This is a genomic window from Bradyrhizobium niftali (genome assembly GCF_004571025.1).
Lineage (GTDB): Bacteria > Pseudomonadota > Alphaproteobacteria > Rhizobiales > Xanthobacteraceae > Bradyrhizobium > Bradyrhizobium niftali.
Window position 1 is genome coordinate 57,502 of sequence record NZ_SPQT01000012.1, and the last position, 24,472, is coordinate 81,973.

Consider the following 24,472-nt stretch of genomic DNA (forward strand, 5'->3'; position numbering starts at 1 on the left):
TAGGGCAGGGATGGACTGAAATGAAAGACCTGACGCGCGGCTCCATCGTGGGCCACATCCTGAGCATGGCGCCACCGATCGTGGTTGGCATGATCACGATCATGATCTGCCAGCTCGTCGACCTCTACTTCGTTTCGAGCCTGGGCGAGGCCGCGATCGCGGGCGTCGCCGCGGCCGGCAACGCCGGCTTTCTCGTCAATGCCTTGATGCAGGTGCTCGGCGTCGGCACGGTTGCGTTGATGGCGCATGCGGTGGGCCGCAAGGATCGTGGCGATGCCAATCTGGTGTTCAACCAGTCGGTCGTCCTGTCGGTGCTGTTCGGGCTGCTGACACTGGTTGCGGGTTTCGCGCTGTCGCGTCCCTATATGCGCGCGGTCGCGGCCGACAAGGCAACGGTCGAAGCCGGCACCGTCTATCTGCTCTGGTTCATGCCGGCGCTGGCGCTGCAATTCGCGACGCAAGTGATGGCATCCGCATTGCGGGCGACCGGCATCGTGCGGCCGAGCATGCTGGTGCAGGCGCTCGCGGTGGGCATCAACATTGCGCTGGCGCCGGTCCTGATCTCGGGCTGGGGCACCGGGCATCCGCTCGGTGTCGCCGGGGCAGGCCTCGCAAGCTCGATCGCAGTCTTCGTCGGCGTGCTGATGCTGCTCGCGTATTTCTTGAAACTGGAGCGCTACGTCGCCTTTCATCCTGCGCAATGGCGGCCGCAGCTTCGGCAGTGGAAGAGAATCCTCAATGTTGGCCTGCCGGCCGGCGGCGAGTTCGCGATGGTCTTCATCATCATGGCCGTGGGCTATTATGTGCTGAGCGTTTTCGGACCGGCGGCGCAGGCCGGATTTGGTATCGGCACGCGTCTGCTCGGCCTGATCCAGATGCCTGCGCTCGCCATTGCGCTGGCGGCGGGGCCCATCGCCGGCCAGAACTTCGGCGCCGGCAATGGCGCGCGCGTGCGGGAGACCTTTGTCAAGGCGGCGCTTGTCGCGACCGCCGTGATGATTGTCTTCCTGATCCTCGCGCAACTCGCGCCAGGTCTGTTGCTTGCCGGCTTCTCGAGTGATCGGGAAACGATGGCGGTCGCGTCGCTCTTCCTGCGCATCGTCTCGTTCAACATGGTGGCGCAGGGGCTGATCTTCACCACCTCCAGCATGTTCCAGGGGCTCGGCAACACCAAGCCCGTGCTGGTGACCTCGGCAATGCGGGTCCTCACCTATTCCCTACCGTCGATCTGGCTCTCGACGTGGCCGGGCTTTCGGATGGAGCACGTCTGGTATTTATCGATCGCGACAACGACGCTTCAGGCCGCGTTGAGCGTGTGGTTGCTACACCGCGAATTCGGCAAGCGCCTGACTCCGCTTCGACACGCCGGGGTTCCGGAGCACGTGGAGGCTGAGCCTGAAGCGCCTCCTGCGCGCTTGCCGGCATAGCGACAGCCTGGTCCTGCCGCGACAAGGACGCATGTTCGTTGGCGCGCGCGTCAATGCGCACCAAAGCTGTTCCAGACGAGGCCGAGCCCCGACAGGAACAGCAGACCGAGCACGACATCGCCAAAGTGCTTGTCGCTCAGCGCGTGATAGACGCGTGCGCCGGCCCATGCGCCGATCAACGTGCCGGGAAACGCGACCAGCGCGAGCCAGACCACCTTGAACGCGACGAGGCCCGATGCCGTCTGCAACACCAGCGCGGTCGCGAGCACGGTGAAATTGAAGAGCTGGAAGATGCCGCGCCGCTCGTGCTTGTTCCAGCCGCGAATGTTGGCCCACAGGATCGGCAGCGGTCCGGACAGTCCCGCAAGGCCGCCCAGAATGCCGCCGGCAAAACCGATTGCGCCGTCGGCGATCCGGCCGCCGAAGGTGATGGCGAGCGGCCTCTTGTTCAGATAGAGCGCGCTCGAGAAGACCAGCAGCAGCACGCCGATGCTCAGCTTGAATACCTTTGGATCTGCCGAGGCGACCATCATGGTCCCCAGCGGCACGCCGATCAGCCCGCCGATCAGGAACGGCCAGACCAGCGAGAGATCAAAACTCTTCCACATCGACGGCAGCGTCGAGGTCTGCGCGATCACCGAGCAGATCAGCACCAGGGGCACCGCGAGCGAGGGCGGCAGCACGTAGAGCCAGATGCCGAGCGCCATCAGCGCCGTGCCGAACCCGGCCAGGCCCGAGACGAAGCCGCCGGCCAGTGCGCCGAGCGGCAGCAGCGCGTAAGCGTAGGTTTCCAACGGATTGTCCTTGTCGCCACCGGCGATCCCGAACTGTTGACCGCCACCGCCCGCATAGCACGGCTGCGGCCGTGCAGGTCAATCCATCCTGCACGCAGGCGTGGTCTGCGGCTTCGGGCTTTTCCGGATCATGCTCTAGACGATCTGCCTGATGTCGGCGGGCTTGTGCAGCGCGCCGACGAGGATGCGCAGCGCTTCGGTCAATTCCGCCCTGTTGCGTGCCGCGCCCAGCGAGACACGGGCCGCATGCGGCGGCGTCCCGTCGATGGTGAAGGCATCGCCGGCCACCACCGCGAGACCATTCCGCAGCAGATGCGCCGCGACGTCGGGGCGGCCCTCCGGCAGACGCAGCCACAGATGATGGGCGGCGGGCTTGGCCAGGAATTGAAAGCCTTTCAGTGCGCGCTGCGCGAGTTGCTGGCGGCCCACCGCCTCGTTGCGAATGGCGGTGATGATGCGATCGGCGATGCCGGTCTCGAGCCAATGCGTCACCAGCGCAACCATCAGCGGCGCCGGCATCTGCACGGTGGCCTGCAAATAGGAACGCATCTCCTGCTGCGCGGCGTTGCCGGGAGCCACGAGATAAGCGACCCGCAGTGCCGGTGCGATGCATTTTGACAGCGTGGTGGCTAGATACGTCCGCTCCGGAATGAGGTTGGCGATCGGCGCTGCCGAGCGGTCGAGCAGCCCGTAGGCGTCGTCCTCGATCAGCGTGGTGTCGGCATCGCGGATGATCCTTGCGATGGCGCCGCGCCGCTCGGCGGAAAGTGTCGCCGTGGTCGGATTGTGCAGCGTCGGGATGAGGTAGACGGCCTTCGGTCTGTGCACGCGGCAGGCCTTTGCGAGCGCATCGGGCAGGATGCCGCCGTCATCCATGGCGACGCCGACGAGCTTGATGCCGAGCCGTGCCGCGGCGGCCTTGATGCCGGGGAAGGTGAGCGCTTCCGTGAGCACGACGTCGCCGGGCCGCGCGAGATGGGCGAGCAGGTTGAACAGAATGGTTTGCGTGCCGGGAAAGATCACGAGCCGGTCGGCGTGCGCGTGCGGAACGCGCGCGCGCATCCACCGCGCCGCGACCTCGCGCTCATGCGCGCTGCCGCCGGGCGGCTGGTAGTTCAGGAATGCGGTCAACCCCGATTGCGCGCGGATGGCTTCCATCCCGGCGATGATGCGCTCGTCGAGCTGCGCTTCCAGCGGATGCGGCGGCACGTTCATCGAGAGATCGATCGCAACGGGATGCGGCAAGTCGACCGCGCGGCGCGCGCTGGTCTCCGACACGAACGAGCCCTGGCCGACGCGGGCCTCCAGGATCCCGCGGCGCCGCGCCTCGGTGTAGGCGCGCGTCACCGTGGTGAGGTCGATGTCGAGCGCTTTGGCGAGTGCGCGCTGCGTCGGCAGCTGCTGGCCACGCACCAGCCGGCCGGCTGCGATGTCGGCCTCCATGGCATCGACGATGCGCTGGTAGCGCGGCCCGCTCAGCTCCGAGATTGTAGGGGTCCAATCCATGCAATGTAGGCCTATATCCTTTGAATGTATGGATGCAGGATATTATTGTATGGATCGGTGAAAAGGAAGAGGTGCTGTCATGGCAACCGGTTCAGTCTCTCTCACGAAGGCGATGTGGCGCGGTTTCTTGGGCAAGTGCCCGAACTGCGGCGAAGGACATATGTTCGGTCGTTTCCTGAAGGTCGCGGACAGCTGCGACCATTGCGGCGAGGAGTTGTTCCACCAGCGCGCCGATGACTTCCCGGCCTATCTGGTGATGGTCGTGGTCGGCCATCTCGTGGTGCCGGCGATCCTCGCGGTCGAGACCGCCTACGCGCCGGCGGTCTGGCTGCAACTGGCGGTGTGGCTGCCGGTGACGCTGTTCGCGTCGCTTGCGTTGTTGCAACCGACCAAAGGCGCCATCGTCGGCCTGCAATGGCAGATCGGCATGCATGGCTTTGAGGCTGGCAAGTTGCGGCGCGAGGCCGGTGCGCTCGTCCTCGCAAAAGTGAATACGCGCGCGGCGTGAGCGGGTAGCGTTTACATCGCGCGCGCGGCCGCTACACTCCATCGTACAAACAAGAACGATGGAAACGCCGATGACCGCACGCGTGAAGACCTTCCTGCTCTGTCACGGCGCGTGGTCCGGCGGATGGGCCTGGAAGAAGATGCATCCGCTGATGGCGCAGGCCGGCCACCGCCTGGTCGCGCCGACCTACACCGGGCTCGGCGAGCGCTCGCATCTGGCCAATCCCGCAATTGATCTCGAGACGCACATCCAGGACATCCTCAACGTCATCGCCTTCGAGGATCTCCGCGATATCGTGCTGCTCGGCCACAGCTATGGCGGCATGGTCGCGACCGGCGTTGCCGATCGCGCGCGCGAGCGTGTGACGCAGCTGATCTATCTCGACGCCTTCGTGCCGCGTGACGGCCAGTCGCTGTTCGATCTCAACGAGAGCGGGCGCGAGCCGATGCACAAGGCGGCGGCCGCCGCCGACGGCTACCGCATCCCGCCGAACCCGCCGCCATCGGATACGCCGCAAGCCGATCTCGACTGGCTCAACGCGCGCAGGGTTGCCATGCCGGTCAAATGTTTCGAGACGAAGCTGAAACTTGGGCACGGCGAACCTGCAATGCCGCGCAGCTACATCTACTGCACGCGCACTCCGCCGGGCGATGTGTTCGGGCAATTCGCGAAGCGCACGAAGAGCGAGGAGGGCTGGCGCTATTTCGAGCTCGACGCGAGCCACGCGCCGAATGTCACCGCGCCGGAGGCGCTGATGGGTGTGTTGAACGAGATCGTCGCCTGACCCACAGCCGTCATTCCGGGGCTCGCGAAGCGAGAACCCGGAATCCGTTCCTCCACCAACTCTGCGGCTCGATGGATTCCGGGTTCGTGCTGCGCACGCCCCGGAATGACAGCAGCAAAAATGGTGAGGGGTCCGATGCGGTCAGCATCGAACCCCTCGTCACGTCTTAGTAAGACGCGTTTTCTTCACGCGAACCGGAAAACCACTTCGCTCGAAAACGCTTTAGAATATCAGCCGGCCTGTAAGCCGGGTTCTGTAGGGCACCGTCCGCTTGCGCGAACGATACGTGACGGCCATTCCTCTGGGGCCATGTTTGCACATGGCCTCGAGCAACCTACCCGGACGGCTGGCCTGACATCGCCCCGCGGCGTTATCGCTTGCGCGATCGGCCCGCATTTGCCGTCCCTATTCGGTTTTGCTCCCGGTGGGGTTTACCATGCCGGCTCCGTTGCCGGAGCCGCGGTGCGCTCTTACCGCACCTTTTCACCCTTACCCGTCTACGCAGCTTTCGCTGCTACGACGTGGCAAGCCTGGGCTTGCCTCGCCGAAGCCCAAAGGGCGGAGGCGGGCGGTTCGTTCTCTGTGGCACTTTCCCTGGGGTTGCCCCCGCCGGACGTTATCCGGCACCGTATGTCAAGGGAGCCCGGACTTTCCTCCCCGGCGGCCTTTCGACCGTTGCCGGAGCGGCCGTCCGGCCGACTGACGGGGTTAGGCATGGGCATTTGTGACGGTTTCGTCAAGCCGAGATCGTCGCGCACGCGATCTGCAAATAATTTATCCTGAAGATGTCGTTGGGCGTGGGCCCGGTTCGACTGGATGCCGGCGATCCAGCCGAGCAACAGGAGTTAAGCGATGCAGTATCTGCTGCTGATCTACCGGAACGAAGCTCAACAGAGCAAGATGGACCCTGCGGATTACCAGAAGCTGTTGACGGAGTATTCCGCCTACACCCAGTCCATCGTCCAGAGCGGCAACTTCAAGGCCGGCGACGGGCTTCAGCCGACCTCGACTGCGACGACTGTTCGCGTTCGCGACGGCAAGACACTCGCGACCGACGGTCCCTTCGCCGAGACCCGCGAGCAGCTCGGCGGCTATTATCTCGTCGAAGCGAGAGACCTCGACGCCGCGATCGAAATGGCGGCGCGGATTCCCGGAGCCAGGGACGGATCGATCGAAGTCGGGCCGGTCATGATCTACAAATGATCTCGTCCGCTGATATCGAATAATTATCCCGAGGATGTCGTTTGATGTTGGCGCCGTTCGACTGGATGTCGGCAATCAAGCCGAACAACAGGAGTAAGCCATGCAGTACCTGCTGCTGATCTACCGGAGCGAAGCGGAACTGAGCAAGATGACCCCCGCCGACCGTCAGGCGATGTCGGCGGAGTACGGCACTTATACGCAGTCCATCGTCCAGAGCGGCCATTTCAAGGCCGGCGACGGGCTTCAGCCGACCACGACCGCGACCACCGTGCGCGTCCGCGAGGGCAAGACCCTGACCACCGACGGTCCGTTCGCCGAGACTCGCGAACAACTCGGCGGCTACTATATGGTCGAGGCCAAGGATCTCGACACCGCCATTGGGCTGGCCGCGCGGATTCCCGGGGCCAAGGAGGGATCCATCGAGGTCAGGCCGGTCATGATCTACAAGTGATCTTTTCTGCCGACATCGCTCGGATTTTTCGCGACGAGGCGGGGCGGGTGCTTGCCACGCTGATCCGCCTCGTCGGCGATTTCGATCTCGCCGAGGACGCACTCCAGGATGCCTTCGCGGTCGCGCTCGAACGCTGGTCGGCGGGCGAGGTGCCCGATAATCCGCGCGCGTGGCTCGTCAATGTCGGTCGCAACAAGGCGATCGACCGCATCCGGCGGCAGGCCGCGTTCCGCGGCAAGCAGCGGGCGCTCCTGCATGAGCTCGAGCTCAACGCGCAGGCGCCCGACGAGCCGCCGGCGACGCTTGATGACGATATGCTGCGGCTGATCTTCACGTGCTGCCATCCAGCCTTCGCCATCGAGGTCCAGGTCGCGCTGACGCTGCGCACCGTGTGCGGCCTCTCGACCGCGCAGGTCGCGCGCGCGTTCCTCGTCGGTGAGGAGGCGATGGCGCAGCGCCTCGTCCGCGCCAAGCAGAAGATCAGGCTCGCCGGCATTCCTTATGAAGTGCCTGAGCACGCCGCGCTGGCGCCGCGGCTCAACGGCGTGCTCGCCGTGATCTATCTCGTCTTCACCGAAGGCTATGTTGCGACCTCGGGCGCGGATTTGATGCGGCCCGATCTCGCGGTCGAAGCGATCAGGCTCGGCCGGTTGCTCGACGGGCTGATGCCCGACCGCGCCGGGATCAAAGGTCTGCTCGCCTTGATGTTGCTGCACGATGCGCGCCGCGCAGGGCGCGAGACTGCGGCCGGCGACATTGTGCTGCTGGAAGAGCAGGACCGCACGCTCTGGGATCGCGCACAGATCGACGAAGGGCTGCGCCTCGTGGACGACGCACTGCAGATACCCGGCCGGCCGCAACCCTATGCGGTGCAGGCCGCGATCGCCGCGCTGCATGCGCGCGCGCCGAGCTTTGAAGAGACCGACTGGCCGCAGATCGCCGGGCTCTATGAGGTGCTGCTGCGGATCAATCCTTCGCCGGTGATCGAGCTCAACCACGCCGCTGCAATCTCGATGGTCGACGGCCCGGCGCGCGCGCTCGATCTCGTCGACGCGATCACCGCGCGCGGCGGGCTTGGCGGCTACGAGCTGCTGCCCGCGGTGCGCGCGGATCTGTTGCGACGGCTGGGGCGCAAGGACGAAGCGCGCGAGGCGTATATCGCGGCGACGGAGGCGACGCAGCTGGAGCCGCTGCGGCGGCTCTATGCGCGAAGGATGAGGGAGATGGGGTAGCTGTTCCGGACTCCGTCATTGCGAGCGCAGCGAAGCAATCCAGAATGGTTCCGCGGAGACAGTCTGGATTGCTTCGTCGCAAGAGCTCCTCGCAATGACGAGTGCGTGGCTGGCGCCGTCACTTCGACGCGACCGCCGTCCCGTCCGGCAGGCTCGCCAGCAGCGCCTGCAAGGTCGACAGCGTCGAATGATCGGCGACACCATCCAGCCGCGCCGGGCGGAAATGGCGCTGGAAGGCGGTGACGACTTCCATGGTCGCGGCGTCGTATTTGCCGGTCAGCGGCACGCCATAGCCGTATCGCGCGAGCGCCTGCTGCAGGCTCAGCACCTCGTCGCTGATGGTGCCGAGCATCAGGCTCTCGCCGCGCACGACGGGCGTGGGCGTGACCCAGTGGCCGACGCCGGAATTGGCCAGCGAATGCCACGGAAATTTCTCGCCGGGATCCTTCTTGCGCGCGGGCGCGACGTCGGAATGGCCCAGCACGCGGTGCGCCGCCACCTTGCGGCGGAGCATGATGCCGCGGCACAGCGCGATCACGGCGGCGATCTGGCGCAGCGGAAACTCCGGATAGCCCCAGTCGTGGCCGCGATTGACGATCTCGATGCCGATCGAGCAGGAGTTGACGTCGTCCTCGCCGGCCCAGGACGCGACGCCGGCGTGCCAGGCGCGCCTCGCCTCGGGCACGCATTGCACGATGCGGCCGTCCTCGAGCACGACATAATGCGCCGACACTTCGGTGCCCGCCGTGCACAGCCGCGCCAGCGCGCCCTCGACATCGGGCATGCCGGTGTAGTGCAGCACGATCATGTCAGGCTGCCGTCCCTTGGCGCGTTCGCCATGGTTCGGCGAGGGGATGATGTCGGAGACGATCGAGGAATCCGGCTCGAACGTCCGCATGTTCGCCGCGGCCTTGGGAACCGGGAGAACGCGATGGCGCTTCGAATCAGATCCAGATGGCGTGGACGAACCGGACGACATAAACAGCTCAAGTCGGAACAGGAGAGGGCCAAGCCCTTCTCTTTACTATTCCTTTACCCTCCGCCGTGCGCAATCGCGCGTCGCGGTTAACGGATGCATTTTGGGCGGGTGTGTGGATGAGGCATCACTGCCGCCTCACCTTTTCGACTTGTAACGGGCCGATCAACGCTTTCTTAACGCTAAGGGCCGTTACTGAGAGATGAAGTGCCGACCCGCGTCCGGAGGCGGCCAAAGCGTATTTTGGCTCGAAATCCCATGGCTGCCCGACAAATTCCACTGGGAACACTGGGTTGGCGGCCCGGGACGACCGGGCTCGGTAATCATGCTGGACAAGGGTTGGGTCGTGGAACCGCCGCGACGCGGAATCATTCGAGGCGTTATGGGCTGGCTCGCCCCGGATCTGGCTTGGTTGTTCGGCAGGCGTGGCGCATGAGCTCCGCTCCTCACATTCCCGTGCTCGGCCGCGAGGCCGTCGATCATCTCGCGCCGCGCGAAGGCGGGATCTATGTCGACGCCACCTTCGGCGCCGGCGGCTATAGCCGCGCCATCCTCGACGTGCCTGGAACCCGACTCATCGCCATCGACCGCGACCGCACGGCAATCGCTGGCGGCGCCGAACTGGTCGAGCGCTCTGCCGGTAGGCTGACACTGGTCGAGGACCGCTTCTCCAATCTCGCCGACGTCTGCGCGGCGCACGGCGTCGATGCCGTGGACGGCGTCGTGATGGACGTCGGGGTGTCCTCGATGCAGCTCGACCAGGCCGGACGCGGCTTCTCGTTTCGCCTCGACGGTCCGCTCGACATGCGAATGGGGCAGGCGGGACCGACGGCGGCCGACGTGGTCGCGCGCGCCTCGGAAGGCGATCTCGCCGACATCATTTATCTCTTCGGCGAGGAGCGGCAGTCGCGCCGCATCGCCCGCGCCATCGCCGCAGACCGGCAAGAGACGCCGTTCACGACCACGCGTGCGCTCGCCGATCTCGTCGGCAGGGTGGTTCGCTCCAAGCCCGGCGACATTCATCCCGCGACGCGGACGTTCCAGGCCCTGCGCATCTTCGTCAACGAGGAGCTCGAGGAACTCCAGACCGCGCTCGCCGCGGCCGAGCGCGTGCTCAAGCCCGGCGGTCGCCTCGTGGTCGTCTCGTTCCATTCGCTGGAAGACCGCATCGTGAAGAATTTCCTCGCCGACCGGTCCAAGACCGGCGGCGGCTCGCGGCACCTGCCGGAGGTGGCGCAAACCGCGCCGAGCTTCCAGCTCCTGACGCGGCGGCCTGTCGTCGCCGGTGAGGACGAAGTTGCGCATAACCCGCGCGCGCGTTCGGCAAAACTGCGCGCAGCCGAGCGCACCACGGCGGCGGCGCACAGGAGCGACGAGTCCTCGTCCTGGCCAAGACTCTCCGACGTGATGAGGGGAGGCTAGCGCATGCGCTTCATTCACCTCCTCGTCATCGGCGCGCTGATCTTCGCGGCGGCCTATGTCTACCGGATCAAGATGGACTCCACCGCGCGCACGGAGAAAGTGCTGCGGCTGCATGCGGAGATCCGCGAGCAGCGCGATGCGATCGCCTCGCTCCGCTCTGAATGGGCCAAGCTCGATGCGCCCTTGCGCCTGCAGGGCCTGTCCGAGCGGCACCTGCCGCTCAAGCCGGTCAACGGCACGCAATATGACTCGCTGAAAAACCTGCCCGAGCGTCCGCCGCGGATGTTCAGGCCCGGCGAGCCCGACCCGATCGGGGCCATGCTCAACACCATCGAAGCCGCGAGCGACCCCGACACCGTGACGGGCTCCGTGCCGCAGCCCGAGGACAAGCGATGAACGCCGTGACTCCGGCCAAACCGACCGAACCCTGGCGGCAGCGGCTGATCCGCAGCCTGCTCTACGGGCGCAATGTCGACCGCGCCGCGAAGGCGCGCGCGCGCGTCGGACTTGCGATGCTCGCCTTCGCCTCGGTCTACGTCCTGATCGGCGGCCGGCTCGTGATGTTCGCGATCGGTGCCGACGCCCACAGTGCGCGCCGTGCGGCGTCGCAGGAGGTGGTTGCGACTGCGCGGCCCGACATCGTCGACCGCAACGGCGCCATCCTGGCGACCGACGTCAAGGCGGCGAGCCTGTTCGGCGAGCCGCGCCGCATCATCGACAAGGACGAGGCGATCGAGCTTCTGACCGCGACCGTGCCCGACCTCGACGAGGCCGAGGTGCGCGAGCGCCTGAAGACACGCAAGGGCTTCGTCTGGCTCAAGCGCGAGATCACGCCGAAGCAGCAGCAGGACATCCACAAGCTCGGCATTCCCGGCATCGGCTTCCTGCGCGAGAACAAGCGCGTCTATCCGACCGGCAACGAGGTCGCCCACCTCATCGGTCTCGTCAATATCGACAACCAGGGCATCGCCGGCATGGAGAAGTGGCTCGACAATCAAGGGCTCGCCGATCTCCACCGCGCGGGCTTTGCCACCGACCGCCTGCAAAAGCCGATCGAGCTCTCGGTCGATCTGCGCGTCGAGCACGCGCTGCGCGACGAGCTGCTGAAGGCCAAGGAGAAGTTCCACACCAAGGCGGCGTCCGGCATCGTCTCCAACGTCAAGACCGGCGAGATCGTGGCGATGGTCTCCCTTCCGGACTTCGACCCGAACAATCCGAAGGAAGCGCACGACCCCGACCGCATCAACCGCCTCACCACCGGCGTCTACGAGATGGGCTCGACCTTCAAGGCGTTCACGCTGGCGATGGCGCTCGATTCCGGAAAGATCAATCTGAACTCGTCGTGGGATGCGCGCGGAAACCTGCACTACGGCAAGTTCACCATCCACGACAGCCATCCGCTCGGACGTTTCATCAACACCAAGGAAGTGTTCACCTACTCGTCCAACATCGGCGCCGCACGGATCGCGCTCGGCCAGGGCGTCGAGGCGCACAAGGCGTTCCTCGCCAAGATGGGCCAGCTGACGCGGCTGCGCACCGAGCTGCCGGAGAGCGCTGCTCCGCTGATTCCGCGCCGCTGGAGCGAGCTGAACACGGTCACCGCTGCGTTCGGCCAGGGCCTGTCGGTGGCGCCGCTGCAGGCGGTGATGGGCATCAACGCGCTGGTGAACGGCGGCTATTTGATTCCGCCGACCTTCATGAAGCGCAGCGAAGCGGAAGCGGCGGCGATGGCCAAGCGCGTGATCAAGCAGGACACCAGCGACAAGATGCGGTTCCTGATGCGGCTCAACGCCGAGATCGGTACCGCCAAGACCGCGGACGTCAAGGGCTACTATGTCGGCGGCAAGACCGGCACGTCCGAGAAGGTCATCAACGGCCGCTATGCCAAGAAGCGCGTGCTCAACTCCTTCACCGCGATCATGCCCTGCGACGATCCGAAATATCAGATCCTGATCATGCTGGACGAGCCGCAGGCGATCCCTGAAACGAAGGGGTTCATCACCTCGGGCTGGAACGCGGTGCCGACCGGCGGCAGGGTGATCGAGCGGATCGCGCCGCTCCTGGGCGTCGAGCCGCGGTTCGACCTGCCGCCGTCCGAGCGCCTTATTCTTGCAGCATCCAGGACAACCCAGTAATCAACCGGGTAGGCCATCGCCGGTGCTGAGTCGGGAGTTTTCGGCTTTCCGGCATGTCGACTGGACGACCATGAAACTGCGCGATCTCATAGGCAATGACGCCGCAATCGAGCCCGCTATCGCGGCGCTCGAAGTGACGGGGCTTGCGCTCGACAGCCGCGTGGTCAGGCCAGGTGATCTCTTCTTCGCGCTCGCAGGCAGCAAGACCGACGGCGCACGCTTCATCGATGCCGCGGTCGCCGCAGGTGCGGTAGCGATTGTCGGCGATCATGCGCCTGATGGCGGCAAGGTGCCGTTCGTCACGGTGACCAATCCGCGCCGCGCGCTGGCGCTGGCCGCGGCAAGATTCTTCCCGTCGCAGCCCGCGACCATCGCCGCGGTGACCGGCACCAGCGGCAAGACCTCGGTCGCCGCGTTCACGCGCCAGATCTGGGAGCGGCTGGGCCATGCCTCCGCCAGCATCGGCACCATCGGTCTCGTCTCGCCCAAGCGCACCGTGTACGGTTCGCTGACCACGCCGGATCCGATCGCGCTGCACCGGCAATTGGACGAGATCGCGCGCGAGGGCGTCACGCATCTCGCCTTCGAAGCGTCGTCGCACGGGCTCGATCAATATCGCCTCGACGGCGTGCGCGTCTCCGCCGGCGGCTTCACCAATCTCTCGCGCGATCACATGGATTACCACCCGACCGTCGCGCATTATCTTGCGGCGAAGCTGCGCCTGTTCCGCGATCTGGTCCCGCCCGGTGGCGCGGCCGTGATTTCGGCTGATCATGATTGCTCGGCCGAAGCAATCGATGCGGCGAAGGCGCGCGGCCTGCGCGTGATGGCGGTCGGCCGTCACGGCGACGGGGCAGGCGAGGGCATTCGCCTCACCGAGGCGGAGGTCGAGGGCTTTTCGCAGAAGCTCACGGTCGAGCATCGCGGCAAGCGATACGCGATCCGGTTGCCGCTGGTCGGTGAATTCCAGATCGAGAATGCGCTGGTGTCGGCCGGCCTTGCCATCGGCACCGGCAGCGATCCGGCAAACGTGTTCGCGAGCCTCGAACATCTCGAAGGCGCCAAGGGCCGGCTCGAGCGCGTCGGTGAGCGCAACGGCGCGCCGATATTCGTCGACTATGCGCACAAGCCGGACGCGCTGGCGAAGGCGTTGCAGGCGCTGCGGCCTTATGCGAAGCGCAGGCTGGTCGTCGTGTTCGGCGCCGGCGGCGACCGCGATGCCGGCAAGCGTCCGATCATGGGTGAGATCGCCGCCGACAATGCCGACGGCGTCATCATCACCGACGACAATCCGCGCAGCGAGCAGCCCGAAGCGATCCGCGCCGCGATCCTCGCCACTGCGAAGGGCGGCCGCGAGATCGGCGACCGTGCTGCCGCGATCCGCGCCGCGATCGAGGAACTGGAAGAGGGCGATGCGCTGCTCATCGCCGGCAAGGGCCACGAGACCGGGCAGATCGTCGGCGGCGAGGTGCTGCCCTTCAGTGATCACGAGGCGGTTGCCGCCGCACTAGCGTCGAGGGTTGCATGAGCGCGCCAATATGGACGGTTGCGGAGGTGGCGCGGGCGCTGGGCGCTGCCGGATCATTCCCGGACACGCCTATCGACTTCGTGACGCAGGACAGCCGCCTGGTGAAACCGGGCAGCCTGTTCGTCGCGCTCAGCGGCACGCCGAGCGGCGGCTTCATCTCGGCCTTCGCCAGCGCGCGCGACGGCTGGGAGTTCGCCGACAAGGCGGAAGCCTCGGGCGCGGTCGCGATGATCGTGCCGCACGAGATCGCGGGCATCCGCATCCCGCAGATCGTCGTGAAGGACACGCTGATCGACGGCCTCTGGGGCCTCGCGCGTGCCGCACGCGCGCGCTTCAGCGGGCCGGTGATCGGGCTCACCGGCAGCGCGGGCAAGACCAGCACCAAGGAATTCCTGGCGGCTTATCCGAGCGCCTATGCCAGCCCGTCGAGCTTCAACAATTTCTGGGGCGTGCCGCTGACGCTGTGCAATGCGCGGCCCGATGCCAGCCTCTGGGTCGTCGAGATGGGCATGAACCAGACGGGCGAGATCGCGCGGCTCAGCGAGTTGACGCGGCCGACCGTCGCGCTCGTCGTCAACGTCCAGCCGGTGCATCTGGAAAAGCTCGGCTCGCTCGAGGCCATCCGGCGCGAGAAGGTCTCGATCGCGCTCGGTCTGCAGGAGAATGGCGTGCTGGTGCTGCCCGCCGGGCTCAAGGCATCCGAATGGAAGGGCAAGGTGGTGCGCTTCGGCGAGCATGCCGAGGTGCACGAGGTCACGCACGCGCCGCATGGCGAGAGCTGGCAGGTCGTCGCGATGATCGGCAAGAAGCAGATCGCCTTCAGCCTGACGCCGGGCGCGCCGCACCGCGTGCAGAATGCGCTCGCCGCGCTCGCTTCGATCCGCGCGGCGAATCTCGATGCCGCGACGCTCGCGATCAAGCTCGACCGCGTCGGCATCATGACCGGCCGCGGCGTCGAGCAGGCGGTCGGCGGCGTCACCGTGATCGACGACAGCTTCAACGGCAATCCGGCCAGCGTGGCTGCTGCGCTGCAAAGCCTGCAGGCGCGCAATGTGACTGGCGGCCGCCGCATTGCGGTGCTCGGCGATATGCTGGAACTGGGCGATGACGCACCGAGCTACCACACCGGCCTCACCAAGCATCTTGAAGGCATCGATGGCGTCTATTGCGTCGGGCCGCTGATGCGCCACCTCTACGACGTGCTGCCGGCCGGCAAGGGCCTTGGCTGGCACGACGATCCCGCCACGCTGAAGCCGGGCGAGGTCGCAAGCCTGCTGAGGGCAGGCGACGTCGTGGTTGTCAAGGGCAGCAAGAAGATGTTCTGGGTCAACAAGTTTGTGCCGGGCCTAGTGGCCGCCTTGCAGGCAAAGGCGTAAACTGCTTGGAAGGCGCTGTTCCCGAATCCCACCCTTTGCGGCGCGAAGCTTTTTCCCAGAGGTCGCCCGACCCCATGATGAAGACCAGCGAATGCGCGTGAGGCACGCTGAGGCCAAGATTAAAACCAAGGCCCGTGCGAAGGCGCCATAGGACCGACTGAATGTTTTACTGGCTGATCGAGCTCTCCAACACATTTCCGGGCTTCGGTGCCTTTCGCACCTTCCTGAACGTCTTCCGTTACATCACCTTCCGCACCGGCGGCGCGGTGGTCACCGGCGCGCTGTTCGTGTTCCTGTTCGGTCCCTGGATCATCGATCATTTGCGTATCCGCCAGGGCAAGGGCCAGCCGATCCGGACCGATGGACCGCAATCGCATCTCGCCAAGAAGGGCACGCCCACCATGGGCGGGCTGATGATCCTGTCCGGCCTCACGGTCGGCACGGTGCTGTGGGCCAATCCGCTCAATCCCTATGTCTGGATCGTGCTGGCGGTGACGCTCGGCTTCGGCTTCGTCGGCTTCTATGATGACTACCTCAAGGTAACCAAGCAGACCACGACCGGATTCGGCAGCAAGCTTCGCCTGCTGATCGAGGCGGCCATCGCGCTGGTGGCCTGCTATGCGCTGGTGCGCCTGAACCGCGATCCCGCGTCGACCGCGCTGACGATCCCGTTCCTGAAGGACACCGTGCTGCATTTCGGCTGGTTCTTCGTCGTGTTCGGTGCCTTCGTCATCGTCGGCGCCGGCAATGCGGTGAACCTCACCGACGGTCTCGACGGCCTCGCCATCGTGCCCGTGATGATCGCGACCGCGAGCTTTGCGATGATCGCCTATCTCGCCGGCAACGCGGTGTTCGCCGACTACCTCCAGATCAAATATGTCGCCGGCACCGGCGAGCTTGCGGTGCTCTGCGGCGCGCTGCTGGGCGCCGGCCTCGGCTTCCTCTGGTTCAACGCGCCGCCGGCCTCGATCTTCATGGGCGACACCGGCTCGCTCGCGCTCGGTGGCATGCTCGGCGCCATCGCGGTCGCGGTGAAGCACGAGATCGTGCTCGCGGTGATCGGTGGCCTGTTCGTGCTGGAGGCGGTCTCCGTCATCGTGCAGGTGGTGTCGTTCAAGCTCACCGGAAAACGCATTTTCCGCATGGCGCCGATCCACCACCATTTCGAGCAGCTCGGCTGGACCGAGCCGCAGATCGTGATCCGCTTCTGGATCATCTCGGTGATGCTGGCGCTGGCCGGCCTCTCGACGCTGAAGCTGCGGTGATCGATCGATGATCCCGGTTACGTCCTTCGCCGGCAAGACAGTCGCGGTATTCGGCCTCGGCGGCTCGGGGCTCGCGTCCTGTCACGCGCTGAAAGCCGGCGGCGCCGAGGTGATCGCCGCCGACGACAATGCCGACAACGTCGCCAAGGCCGCGCAGGCCGGTTTCATCACCGCGGACTTGCGCAACGTCTCCTGGGCGAATTTCGCAGCGCTGGTGCTTGCGCCCGGCGTGCCGCTGACCCATCCCGTGCCGCACTGGAGCGTGCTGAAGGCGCGCGAGGCCGGCGTCGAGGTGATCGGCGACATCGAGCTGTTCTGCCGCGAGCGGCGGCGCCATGCGCCGGATGCGCCGTTCGTCGCCATCACCGGCACCAACGGCAAGTCGACCACGACGGCGCTGATCGCGCATCTCACCAAGGTCGCCGGCTACGACACCCAGATGGGCGGCAATATCGGCACCGCGATCCTGTCGCTGGAGCCGCCGCGCACGGGCCGCGTCCACGTCATCGAGATGTCGTCCTACCAGATCGACCTCACCCCCTCGCTCGATCCCTCCGTCGGCATCCTGCTCAATGTCAGCGAAGACCACATCGACCGTCACGGCACCATCGCGCACTACGCCGCGGTGAAGGAGCGCCTCGTCGCCGGCGTGCAGGCAGGCGGCACCTCGATCGTCGGCGTCGACGACGGGTTTTGCCGCGACATCGCCGACCGGCTCGACCGCGCCGGCAAGAACGTGGTGCGCATCTCCGTCAAGAATCCGCTGGCGAGCGGCATTCATGTCGAGCACGGCACCATCGTGCGCACCGCGGGCGGCGCGCGCAGCGAGGTCGCCAGGCTCGGCGGCATCGGTTCGCTGCGCGGCCTGCACAACGCGCAGAACGCGGCCTGCGCCGCCGCCGCCGCGCTCGCAATGGGTATCAGCTTTGAGGTGCTTCAGAACGGCCTGCGCAGCTTTCCGGGCCTTGCACATCGCATGGAGCAGGTCGGCCGCCGCGGCAACGTGCTGTTCGTCAACGACTCCAAGGGCACCAATGCGGATGCCACCGCGCATGCGCTGTCGTCCTTTGCCGACATCTTCTGGATCGCCGGCGGCAAGCCGAAGGCCGGCGGTATCACAAGCCTCACGGGCTACTTCCCGCGCATCCGCAAGGCCTACCTGATCGGCGAGGCCGCGCCGGAGTTTTCCGGCACGCTGGGCACGCAGGTGGCGCACGAGATCAGCCAGACGCTGGACGTTGCGGTCGAGCACGCCGCGCGCGACGCGGAGGCCTCGGGTCTCACCGACGCCGTCGTGCTGCTCTCGCCCGCCTGCGCGTCCTTCGATCAGTACCGCAACTTCGAGATCCGCGGCACCAGGTTCCGCGAGCTGGTGCAGGCGCTGCCGGGTGTGAAGCCGGTGGTGTGAGGCAACGCCCCCGTCCCTCACTCCGCTGTCATCGCCCGGCTTGACCGGGCGATCCAGTACGCCGCGGCTGTCGTTATGAATCTCGACGGCTCTGGAATACTGGATGCCCCGCCTTCGCGGGGCATGACGAGCATTTGAGGTGAGGGCTCCCTCTATCTCGAAACATTCCCGTTTCCTTAACCCCCCGTAAACCAACCTCGGCGACCAATGGGCTGACCTCCGTCCGAAAGCGGCCGCCCATGCTCTCCCGTGAAGAACGCACCCCCTTTTCCGAGTGGTGGTGGACCGTCGACAAGCCGCTGATGGGCGCCATCCTGGCGCTGATGCTGACCGGCGTGATCCTGTCGCTGGCGGCGAGCCCGCCGGTTGCGACCCGCATCGGGCTCGATCCCTTCCATTTCTTCAGCCGGCACGTGATGTTCCTGGCGCCGTCCTGCCTGGTGCTGCTCGGGGTCTCCTTCCTGTCGCCGCGCGCGATCCGGCGAAGCGCGCTGCTCATCTTCGCGGTCAGCATCATCCTGATCGTGGTGACGCTCGCGATCGGTCCGGAAGTGAAGGGCTCGCGGCGCTGGATCACGCTGCTCGGCGTCAACATCCAGGCCTCCGAAATCGCAAAACCATCGTTCGTCGTCATCGCCGCGTGGCTGTTCGCGGAATCGACCAGGCGGCCGGAGATGCCGGCGACCTCGATGGCGCTGGTGCTGCTGCTGATGCTGGTCTCGCTGCTGGTGATGGAGCCGGATTTCGGCCAGACCATGCTGGTCCTGATGGTGTGGGGCTCCCTGTTCTTCATCGCGGGCATGCGCATGATCTGGGTGTTCGGGCTCGCCGGCCTCGGCGCCGCCGGGCTTTTCAGCGCCTACCTGTTCGTCCCGCACGTCGCCGGCCGCATCAGGCGCTTCATGAATCCCGCCTCGGGCGACACCTTCCAGGTCGATACCGCCATGGAGGCCTTCTACAACGGCGGCTGGTTCGGGCTCGGACCGGGCGAGGGCATCGCCAAGCGCAGCCTGCCGGACAGTCATACCGACTTCGTGTTCGCGGTCGCGGCGGAAGAGTTCGGTATCATCCTGTGCCTTGCCATGCTGGCGCTGTTCGCCTTCGTCGTCATCCGCACGCTGTCGCGGGCCTATGCCAATGAGGACATGTTCTCGCGCTTTGCGGCCTCCGGCCTTGCGATCCTGTTCGGCGTGCAGGCGGCGATCAACATGTCGGTCAACCTCCAGCTCATCCCGGCGAAGGGCATGACGCTGCCCTTCATCTCCTATGGCGGCTCCTCGATCGTGTCGCTCGCCTATGGCGTCGGCATGATGCTGGCGCTGACGCGGCTGCGTCCGCGCACCGAGGTCGAGGCCAGCGGCCACGCCGAGGCGATGCGCAGCTACGCGTGACAAGTCTCGTGTCCCGGACAAGCGAAGCGCAGAGCCGGGACCCAGAACGGTGCAACCATGGGCCCCGGTTCAGCAGCGCACCACGCTGCGAAGGGCAGCGCGCTGCGCTGCGCCCGGTGCACGCGCATCGTGTAGCCGGCTCGCAATGACAATGGAGACATTGTAAAACCTCCCCGCCATGGACACCTCCCCCCTGATTCTTCTCGCCGCGGGCGGCACCGGCGGCCATCTGTTTCCGGCCGAGGCGCTCGGCGTCGAATTGATCCGGCGCGGCTTTCGCGTGCGTCTCGTCACGGACGAGCGGGCGCTGCGCTACAGCGGGCTGTTCAGCAAGGACATGATCGACGTCGTCTCGAGCGAGACTGCGCGCGGCCGCAATCCGTTCCAGCTCGCCTACGCCGGTCTCACGCTCGCCGCCGGCACGCTTTCCGCTTACAGCCTGATCAAGCGATTGAAGCCGGTCGCCGTCGTCGGCTTCGGCGGCTACCCGACGCTGCCGCCGCTGGTCGCGGCAAAATTCGCCGGCGTGCCCGGCATCATCCATGACGCCAATGCGGTGCTCGGCCGCGCCAACCGGTTTCTGTCGAGCCGCGTCCGCGCCATCGCGACGTCGTTGCCGGGCGTGCTCGACCGCGACCCGGCGCTATCAGGCAAGACCACGACCGTCGGCACGCCGATGCGACCGGCGATCCTCGCCGCGGCCGCCGTGCCCTATGCCGCACCCGAGGCGAACGGCCCGCTGCGCCTGCTCGTCGTCGGCGGCAGCCAGGGGGCGCGTATCATGGCCGACATCGTGCCAGGCGCGATCGAGCGGCTCGAGCCTGCGCTGTGGGGCCGGCTCAGCCTCACACAGCAGGTGCGCGACGAGGACATGAATCGCGTGCGCGCGGTCTACGACAGGCTCAAGATCAATGCCGAGCTCGCGCCGTTCTTTACCGATCTGCCGGCGCGGCTCGCCTCCAACCATCTGGTGGTGTCGCGCTCCGGCGCCGGCACCGTCGCCGAGCTCGCCGCCATCGGCCGGCCGTCGATCCTGGTGCCGCTGCCGGGCTCGATCGACCAGGACCAGTTCGCCAATGCCGGCGTGCTGGCCAAGGTCGATGGCGCGATCCGCATTCCGCAGACCGAGTTCACCTCGGATCGGCTGGCTTCCGAAATCTCCGCCTTCGCCGCCGAGCCGGCGCGCCTTGCCGCCATGGCTGCGGCTGCAAAGGGGGCAGGGCGGCTCGATGCCGCCGAACGGCTGGCCGATCTGGTGGTCAAGGTCGCGGGAATCTGACGCGAAAAAGCCCTTGTCTTCGCCTTCTAAAGCGGGGCATCCAATAGGAAAGGCGCGCGGCTGATTTGGCCGTGACCTTCGCCAGATGCCGCCGTCTCCGGCGGCGAGGTCAGGGAACAGAGCATGAGACTGCCGCGCGAGATCGGACCCATCCACTTCGTCGGGATCGGCGGGATCGGCATGAGCGGGATCGCCGAGGTGCTGGTCAATCTCGGCTACGCCGTGCAGGGCTCGGACGCCTCCGACAATTACAATCTCGACCGTCTGCGCAAGAAGGGCGCCAAGGTCTCGGTCGGCCACAAGGCGGAGAATGTCGACGGCGCCGAGGTCGTCGTCGTGTCCACCGCGATCAAGCGCGACAATCCGGAATTGATGGCGGCGCGCGAACGGCGCATCCCTGTGGTGCGCCGCGCCGAGATGCTGGCCGAGCTGATGCGGCTGAAGAGCTGCGTCGCCATCGCCGGCACCCATGGCAAGACCACGACGACGACGATGGTCGCGACGCTGCTCGATTCCGGCGGGCTCGATCCCACCGTCATCAATGGCGGCATCATCAACGCCTACGGCTCCAACGCACGTCTCGGCGCCGGCGACTGGATGGTGGTGGAAGCCGACGAGAGCGACGGCACGTTCCTGAAGCTGCCGACCGATGTCGCGATCGTCACCAATGTCGACCCCGAGCATCTCGATCACTTCAAGACCTTCGAGGCGGTGCAGGACGCGTTCCGTCATTTCGTCGAGAACCTGCCGTTCTACGGCTTTGCCGTGATGTGCATCGATCATCCCGTGGTGCAGAGTCTCGTCGGCGAGATCGAGGATCGCCGCATCATCACTTACGGCGAGAATCCGCAGGCCGATGCGCGACTGGTCGATCTCACCCCGACGGGCGGCGGATCGAAGTTCAAGGTCGCGTTCCGCGATCGCAAGACCGGCGCCGTGCACGAGATCGCCGATCTCATGCTGCCGATGCCGGGCCGCCACAACGCCTCCAACGCGACGGCCGCGATTGCCGTCGCACGCGAGCTCGGCGTTACGGACGATGCGATCCGCAAGGCGATCGCCGGTTTCGGCGGCGTCAAGCGCCGCTTCACCAAGACCGGCGAATGGAACGGCGTCACCGTGATCGACGACTACGGCCACCACCCCGTTGAGATCGCGGCGGTGCTGAAGGCGGCGCGGGAATCCACCAACGGCAAGATCGTCGCCGTGGTGCAGCCGCATCGCTACACCCGCCTGCAATCGCTGTTCGAGGAATTCTGCACCTGCTTCAACGATGCGGACGCGGTTGTTGTCGCCGATGTCTATGCCGCCGGCGAAGCGCCGATCGAAGGTATCGACCGCGATCATTTCGTCGCCGGCCTGCGCGCCCATGGCCACCGTGAGGTGGTCCCGCTGCCGGCGGCGCCGGAGCTCGCGGGCATCGTCAAGGGGCTCACGACATCGGGCGATCTCGTCGTGTGCCTTGGCGCCGGCAACATCACGCAATGGGCGTATGCACTGCCCGGCGAATTGAAGGCGCTGGGGTGAGCATGCGCTTGTGTAACTCATCTGGGGCCACACGGCACACCGCGCTCCCTCCCCCCTTGCGGGGGAGGGTGGGGGAGAGGGGTGGCCACAAACTCCAATCTCGCTTGGGGCTACCCCCCTCCCTGACCCTCCCCCGCAAGGGGGGAGGGAACGGAAGCAGTGTGCTTCCCTCCATTGAGGGAGTTGCATGACCTTCCCCGACATCACACCCTCGCTCAAAGCCGCAATGCCGGATCTGCGCGGCCGGCTGCTGGCCAACCAGTCGCTGGCCGAGCTGACCTGGTTTCGCGTCGGCGGTCCGGCGCAGGTGCTGTTCACGCCGGCGGACGAGGACGATCTCGCTTATTTCCTCGCGCATCTCGCTTCCGACATCCCGGTCTATGTCGTCGGCGTCGGCTCCAACCTGATCGTGCGCGATGGCGGCATTGCGGGCGTGGTGATACGTTTGGCACCGCGCGCCTTTGGCGAAGCGACCGCGAGCGGTGATATCGTCACTGCAGGCGCGGCTGCGCTCGACAAGCGCGTGGCGGAGGTGGCGGCATCCGCCAACATCGGCGGGCTCGAATTCTACTTCGGCATTCCCGGCACGATCGGCGGTGCGCTGCGCATGAATGCGGGCGCCAATGGCGGCGAGACCAAGGACGTGCTGATCGAGGCGCAAGGCGTCGGCCGCGATGGCACAAAGCACGTCTTCTCCAATGCCGACATGAAGTTCGTCTATCGCAACAGCGGCGTCGATCCCTCCATCATCTTCACGTCCGCGCGCTTTCGCGGTGAGGTCAAGGAGGCGGACGCGATCCGCGCGCGCATGGCGGAGGTGCAGAGCCATCGCGAGACCGCGCAGCCGATCCGCGAAAAGACCGGCGGATCGACCTTCAAGAATCCGCCCGGCCATTCTGCCTGGAAGCTGGTGGACGCCGCCGGCTGCCGCGGCTTGCGCGTCGGCGGCGCGCAGGTCTCGGAGATGCACTGCAATTTCCTGATCAACACGGGCGATGCCACCGCGCACGACATCGAGACGCTGGGCGAGACCGTGCGCGAACGCGTGAAGGCCAATTCCGGAATTGAGCTGCACTGGGAAATCAAGCGGATCGGGGTTTCATGATCACCGTCATTCCGGGGCTCGCGAAGCGAGAGCCCGGAATCCATAACCACGATCGGGAGTATGGATTCCGGGCCTGCGCCTTGCGGCGCATCCCGGAATGATGACTGGATAGGTAACGGAAGACATGCGCATCACCATCCTCTTCGGCGGCTCCAACCGGGAGCGTCTGGTCTCGGTTGCCTCGGCCCAGGCGCTGCATCAGGCGCTGCCCGAGGCCGATCTCTGGTGGTGGGACGTCGAGGACAAGGTGCATGTGGTGCAGTCGAAGCAGCTGCTCGAACATGCTCGCCCGTTCGAGGACGAGTTCAAGCCCGGCACATCAGGCATTCCGCTGGCAGACGCGCTCGACCAGGCCAGGGCGGAAGATCGCGTGCTGGTGCTCGGCCTGCATGGCGGACGTGCCGAGAACGGCGAACTGCAGGTGATGTGCGAGGCGCGCGGCGTGCCGTTCACCGGCTCGGGCTCGGCCTCCTCGCATCTCGCCTTCGACAAGATCGCGGCGAAGCACTTCGCCGCACTCGGCGGCGTGACACCGCCGGCAAACATTGCACTGGACGAGATCGACGAGGCCTTCGCCGAATACGGCCGGCTGATCGCAAAGCCGGCGCGGGACGGGTCGAGCTACGGCCTGATCTTCGTCAACGCCAGGCAGGACCTCGTCGCCGTCCGCAATGCCGCGAAGCACGAGGAGTATGTGATCGAACCCTATATCGCCGGCATCGAGGCAACCTGCGGCGTGCTGGAGCGCACCGACGGCTCGATCGTCTCGCTGCCGCCGATCGAGATCATTCCGGGCGAGGGCAATTTCGACTACGCCGCAAAATACCTTCTGAAATCGACCCAGGAGATCTGCCCCGGCCGTTTCGCACCCGAGATCACCGCCGCCCTCAAGGAGCAGGCGATGCTGGCGCACCGGGCGATGTCCTGCACCGGCTATTCCCGCTCGGACTTCATCGTCTCGGCCAAGGGCCTCATCTATCTCGAAACCAACACGCTCCCCGGGCTGACCAAGTCCTCGCTCTACCCCAAGGCGCTGAAGGCCGAGGGCATCGCGTTCGTCGACTTCCTGCACGGCCTGGTCGAGCTCGCCGGGCGGGGTGTGCGGAAATAGTTAGGACTGGTTAACGGCCAAACGGGCGAAACGGCCCGCTTTGG

Annotated in this window: 21 protein-coding genes and 1 other RNA gene; 18 read left to right on the forward strand and 4 right to left on the reverse strand. The window is 66.2% G+C overall.

Going from position 1 to position 24,472, the window contains the following annotated elements:
- Positions 1-20 precede the first annotated feature (20 nt).
- Positions 21-1,427: an MATE family efflux transporter gene (locus tag E4K65_RS21250; protein ID WP_135175836.1), complete on the forward strand. Its 1,407-nt coding sequence runs from the start codon at positions 21-23 to the stop codon at positions 1,425-1,427.
- 50 nt (positions 1,428-1,477) lie between these two features.
- On the opposite strand, the gene E4K65_RS21255 is transcribed toward E4K65_RS21250, so the two are convergent.
- Positions 1,478-2,221 (reverse strand): sulfite exporter TauE/SafE family protein, encoded by a 744-nt coding sequence (locus E4K65_RS21255; RefSeq protein WP_135175837.1) that lies wholly within the window; start codon positions 2,219-2,221, stop codon positions 1,478-1,480.
- A 135-nt stretch (positions 2,222-2,356) separates the two neighbouring features.
- Positions 2,357-3,727, reverse strand: coding sequence for an aminotransferase-like domain-containing protein (locus E4K65_RS21260; RefSeq protein ID WP_167771002.1), 1,371 nt, complete (start codon positions 3,725-3,727; stop codon positions 2,357-2,359).
- A gap of 79 nt (positions 3,728-3,806) precedes the next feature.
- Between E4K65_RS21260 and E4K65_RS21265 the strand changes: the two genes are divergently transcribed.
- Together E4K65_RS21265 and E4K65_RS21270 are read left to right on the forward strand one after the other, a co-directional pair.
- The gene (locus E4K65_RS21265; RefSeq protein WP_135175839.1) at positions 3,807-4,235 is read left to right on the forward strand and encodes a DUF983 domain-containing protein; all 429 of its coding nucleotides are present in this window, start codon (positions 3,807-3,809) and stop codon (positions 4,233-4,235) included.
- A gap of 70 nt (positions 4,236-4,305) precedes the next feature.
- The gene (locus tag E4K65_RS21270; protein ID WP_167771003.1) at positions 4,306-5,019 is read left to right on the forward strand and encodes an alpha/beta fold hydrolase; all 714 of its coding nucleotides are present in this window, start codon (positions 4,306-4,308) and stop codon (positions 5,017-5,019) included.
- Between the two features lie 226 nt (positions 5,020-5,245).
- Here the strand turns inward: E4K65_RS21270 and rnpB are convergent.
- Positions 5,246-5,722: RNase P RNA component class A (gene rnpB, locus E4K65_RS21275), an RNA gene on the reverse strand.
- 149 nt (positions 5,723-5,871) lie between these two features.
- On the opposite strand from rnpB, the gene E4K65_RS21280 reads away from it, so the two are divergent.
- The 3 genes from E4K65_RS21280 (at position 5,872) to E4K65_RS21290 (ending at position 7,905) form a co-directional block, all read left to right on the forward strand.
- Positions 5,872-6,222, forward strand: coding sequence for a YciI family protein (locus E4K65_RS21280; RefSeq protein ID WP_135175841.1), 351 nt, complete (start codon positions 5,872-5,874; stop codon positions 6,220-6,222).
- 100 nt (positions 6,223-6,322) lie between these two features.
- Complete coding sequence (locus tag E4K65_RS21285) at positions 6,323-6,673, forward strand: YciI family protein (protein ID WP_135175842.1); 351 nt, start codon at positions 6,323-6,325, stop codon at positions 6,671-6,673.
- Complete coding sequence (locus E4K65_RS21290; RefSeq protein ID WP_135175843.1) at positions 6,670-7,905, forward strand: RNA polymerase sigma factor; 1,236 nt, start codon at positions 6,670-6,672, stop codon at positions 7,903-7,905. Before E4K65_RS21285 ends, E4K65_RS21290 begins: the two co-directional genes overlap by 4 nt.
- Before the next feature lie 118 nt (positions 7,906-8,023).
- Here the strand turns inward: E4K65_RS21290 and E4K65_RS21295 are convergent, their stop codons facing one another.
- Positions 8,024-8,803 carry an N-acetylmuramoyl-L-alanine amidase gene (locus E4K65_RS21295; RefSeq protein ID WP_135175844.1) on the reverse strand — a complete coding sequence of 260 codons (780 nt, stop codon included), beginning with the start codon at positions 8,801-8,803 and terminating at the stop codon, positions 8,024-8,026.
- A 510-nt stretch (positions 8,804-9,313) separates the two neighbouring features.
- Here E4K65_RS21295 and rsmH point away from each other — a divergent pair.
- The 12 genes from rsmH (at position 9,314) to E4K65_RS21355 (ending at position 24,428) form a co-directional block, all read left to right on the forward strand.
- Positions 9,314-10,303, forward strand: a complete 990-nt coding sequence (rsmH, locus tag E4K65_RS21300) for a 16S rRNA (cytosine(1402)-N(4))-methyltransferase RsmH (RefSeq protein ID WP_167771004.1) — start codon at positions 9,314-9,316, stop codon at positions 10,301-10,303.
- Positions 10,304-10,306: 3 nt separating this feature from the next.
- Complete coding sequence (gene ftsL, locus E4K65_RS21305) at positions 10,307-10,699, forward strand: cell division protein FtsL (protein ID WP_135175846.1); 393 nt, start codon at positions 10,307-10,309, stop codon at positions 10,697-10,699.
- Positions 10,696-12,438: a peptidoglycan D,D-transpeptidase FtsI family protein gene (locus E4K65_RS21310; RefSeq protein WP_135175847.1), complete on the forward strand. Its 1,743-nt coding sequence runs from the start codon at positions 10,696-10,698 to the stop codon at positions 12,436-12,438. The genes ftsL and E4K65_RS21310 overlap by 4 nt, the downstream gene beginning before the upstream one ends.
- A gap of 70 nt (positions 12,439-12,508) precedes the next feature.
- Positions 12,509-13,966 carry a UDP-N-acetylmuramoyl-L-alanyl-D-glutamate--2,6-diaminopimelate ligase gene (locus E4K65_RS21315; protein WP_135175848.1) on the forward strand — a complete coding sequence of 486 codons (1,458 nt, stop codon included), beginning with the start codon at positions 12,509-12,511 and terminating at the stop codon, positions 13,964-13,966.
- Entirely contained in the window at positions 13,963-15,342 is a 1,380-nt protein-coding gene (locus E4K65_RS21320) for a UDP-N-acetylmuramoyl-tripeptide--D-alanyl-D-alanine ligase (protein ID WP_135175849.1), read from the forward strand. The genes E4K65_RS21315 and E4K65_RS21320 overlap by 4 nt, the downstream gene beginning before the upstream one ends.
- A 161-nt stretch (positions 15,343-15,503) precedes the next feature.
- Positions 15,504-16,607, forward strand: a complete 1,104-nt coding sequence (mraY, locus tag E4K65_RS21325) for a phospho-N-acetylmuramoyl-pentapeptide-transferase (protein ID WP_011089345.1) — start codon at positions 15,504-15,506, stop codon at positions 16,605-16,607.
- 7 nt (positions 16,608-16,614) lie between these two features.
- On the forward strand, positions 16,615-18,015 hold the full coding sequence (gene murD / locus E4K65_RS21330) for a UDP-N-acetylmuramoyl-L-alanine--D-glutamate ligase (protein WP_135175850.1): 1,401 nt from the start codon (positions 16,615-16,617) through the stop codon (positions 18,013-18,015).
- A 239-nt stretch (positions 18,016-18,254) separates the two neighbouring features.
- Positions 18,255-19,406: a putative lipid II flippase FtsW gene (ftsW, locus tag E4K65_RS21335; protein WP_027544664.1), complete on the forward strand. Its 1,152-nt coding sequence runs from the start codon at positions 18,255-18,257 to the stop codon at positions 19,404-19,406.
- A gap of 178 nt (positions 19,407-19,584) precedes the next feature.
- On the forward strand, positions 19,585-20,685 hold the full coding sequence (gene murG / locus E4K65_RS21340) for an undecaprenyldiphospho-muramoylpentapeptide beta-N-acetylglucosaminyltransferase (RefSeq protein ID WP_135175851.1): 1,101 nt from the start codon (positions 19,585-19,587) through the stop codon (positions 20,683-20,685).
- A 123-nt stretch (positions 20,686-20,808) separates the two neighbouring features.
- Positions 20,809-22,212: a UDP-N-acetylmuramate--L-alanine ligase gene (gene murC, locus E4K65_RS21345; protein ID WP_135175852.1), complete on the forward strand. Its 1,404-nt coding sequence runs from the start codon at positions 20,809-20,811 to the stop codon at positions 22,210-22,212.
- Positions 22,213-22,399: 187 nt separating this feature from the next.
- Positions 22,400-23,317 carry a UDP-N-acetylmuramate dehydrogenase gene (murB, locus tag E4K65_RS21350; protein WP_135175853.1) on the forward strand — a complete coding sequence of 306 codons (918 nt, stop codon included), beginning with the start codon at positions 22,400-22,402 and terminating at the stop codon, positions 23,315-23,317.
- Positions 23,318-23,441: 124 nt separating this feature from the next.
- Positions 23,442-24,428 carry a D-alanine--D-alanine ligase family protein gene (locus E4K65_RS21355; protein WP_135175854.1) on the forward strand — a complete coding sequence of 329 codons (987 nt, stop codon included), beginning with the start codon at positions 23,442-23,444 and terminating at the stop codon, positions 24,426-24,428.
- Positions 24,429-24,472: the final 44 nt, after the last annotated feature.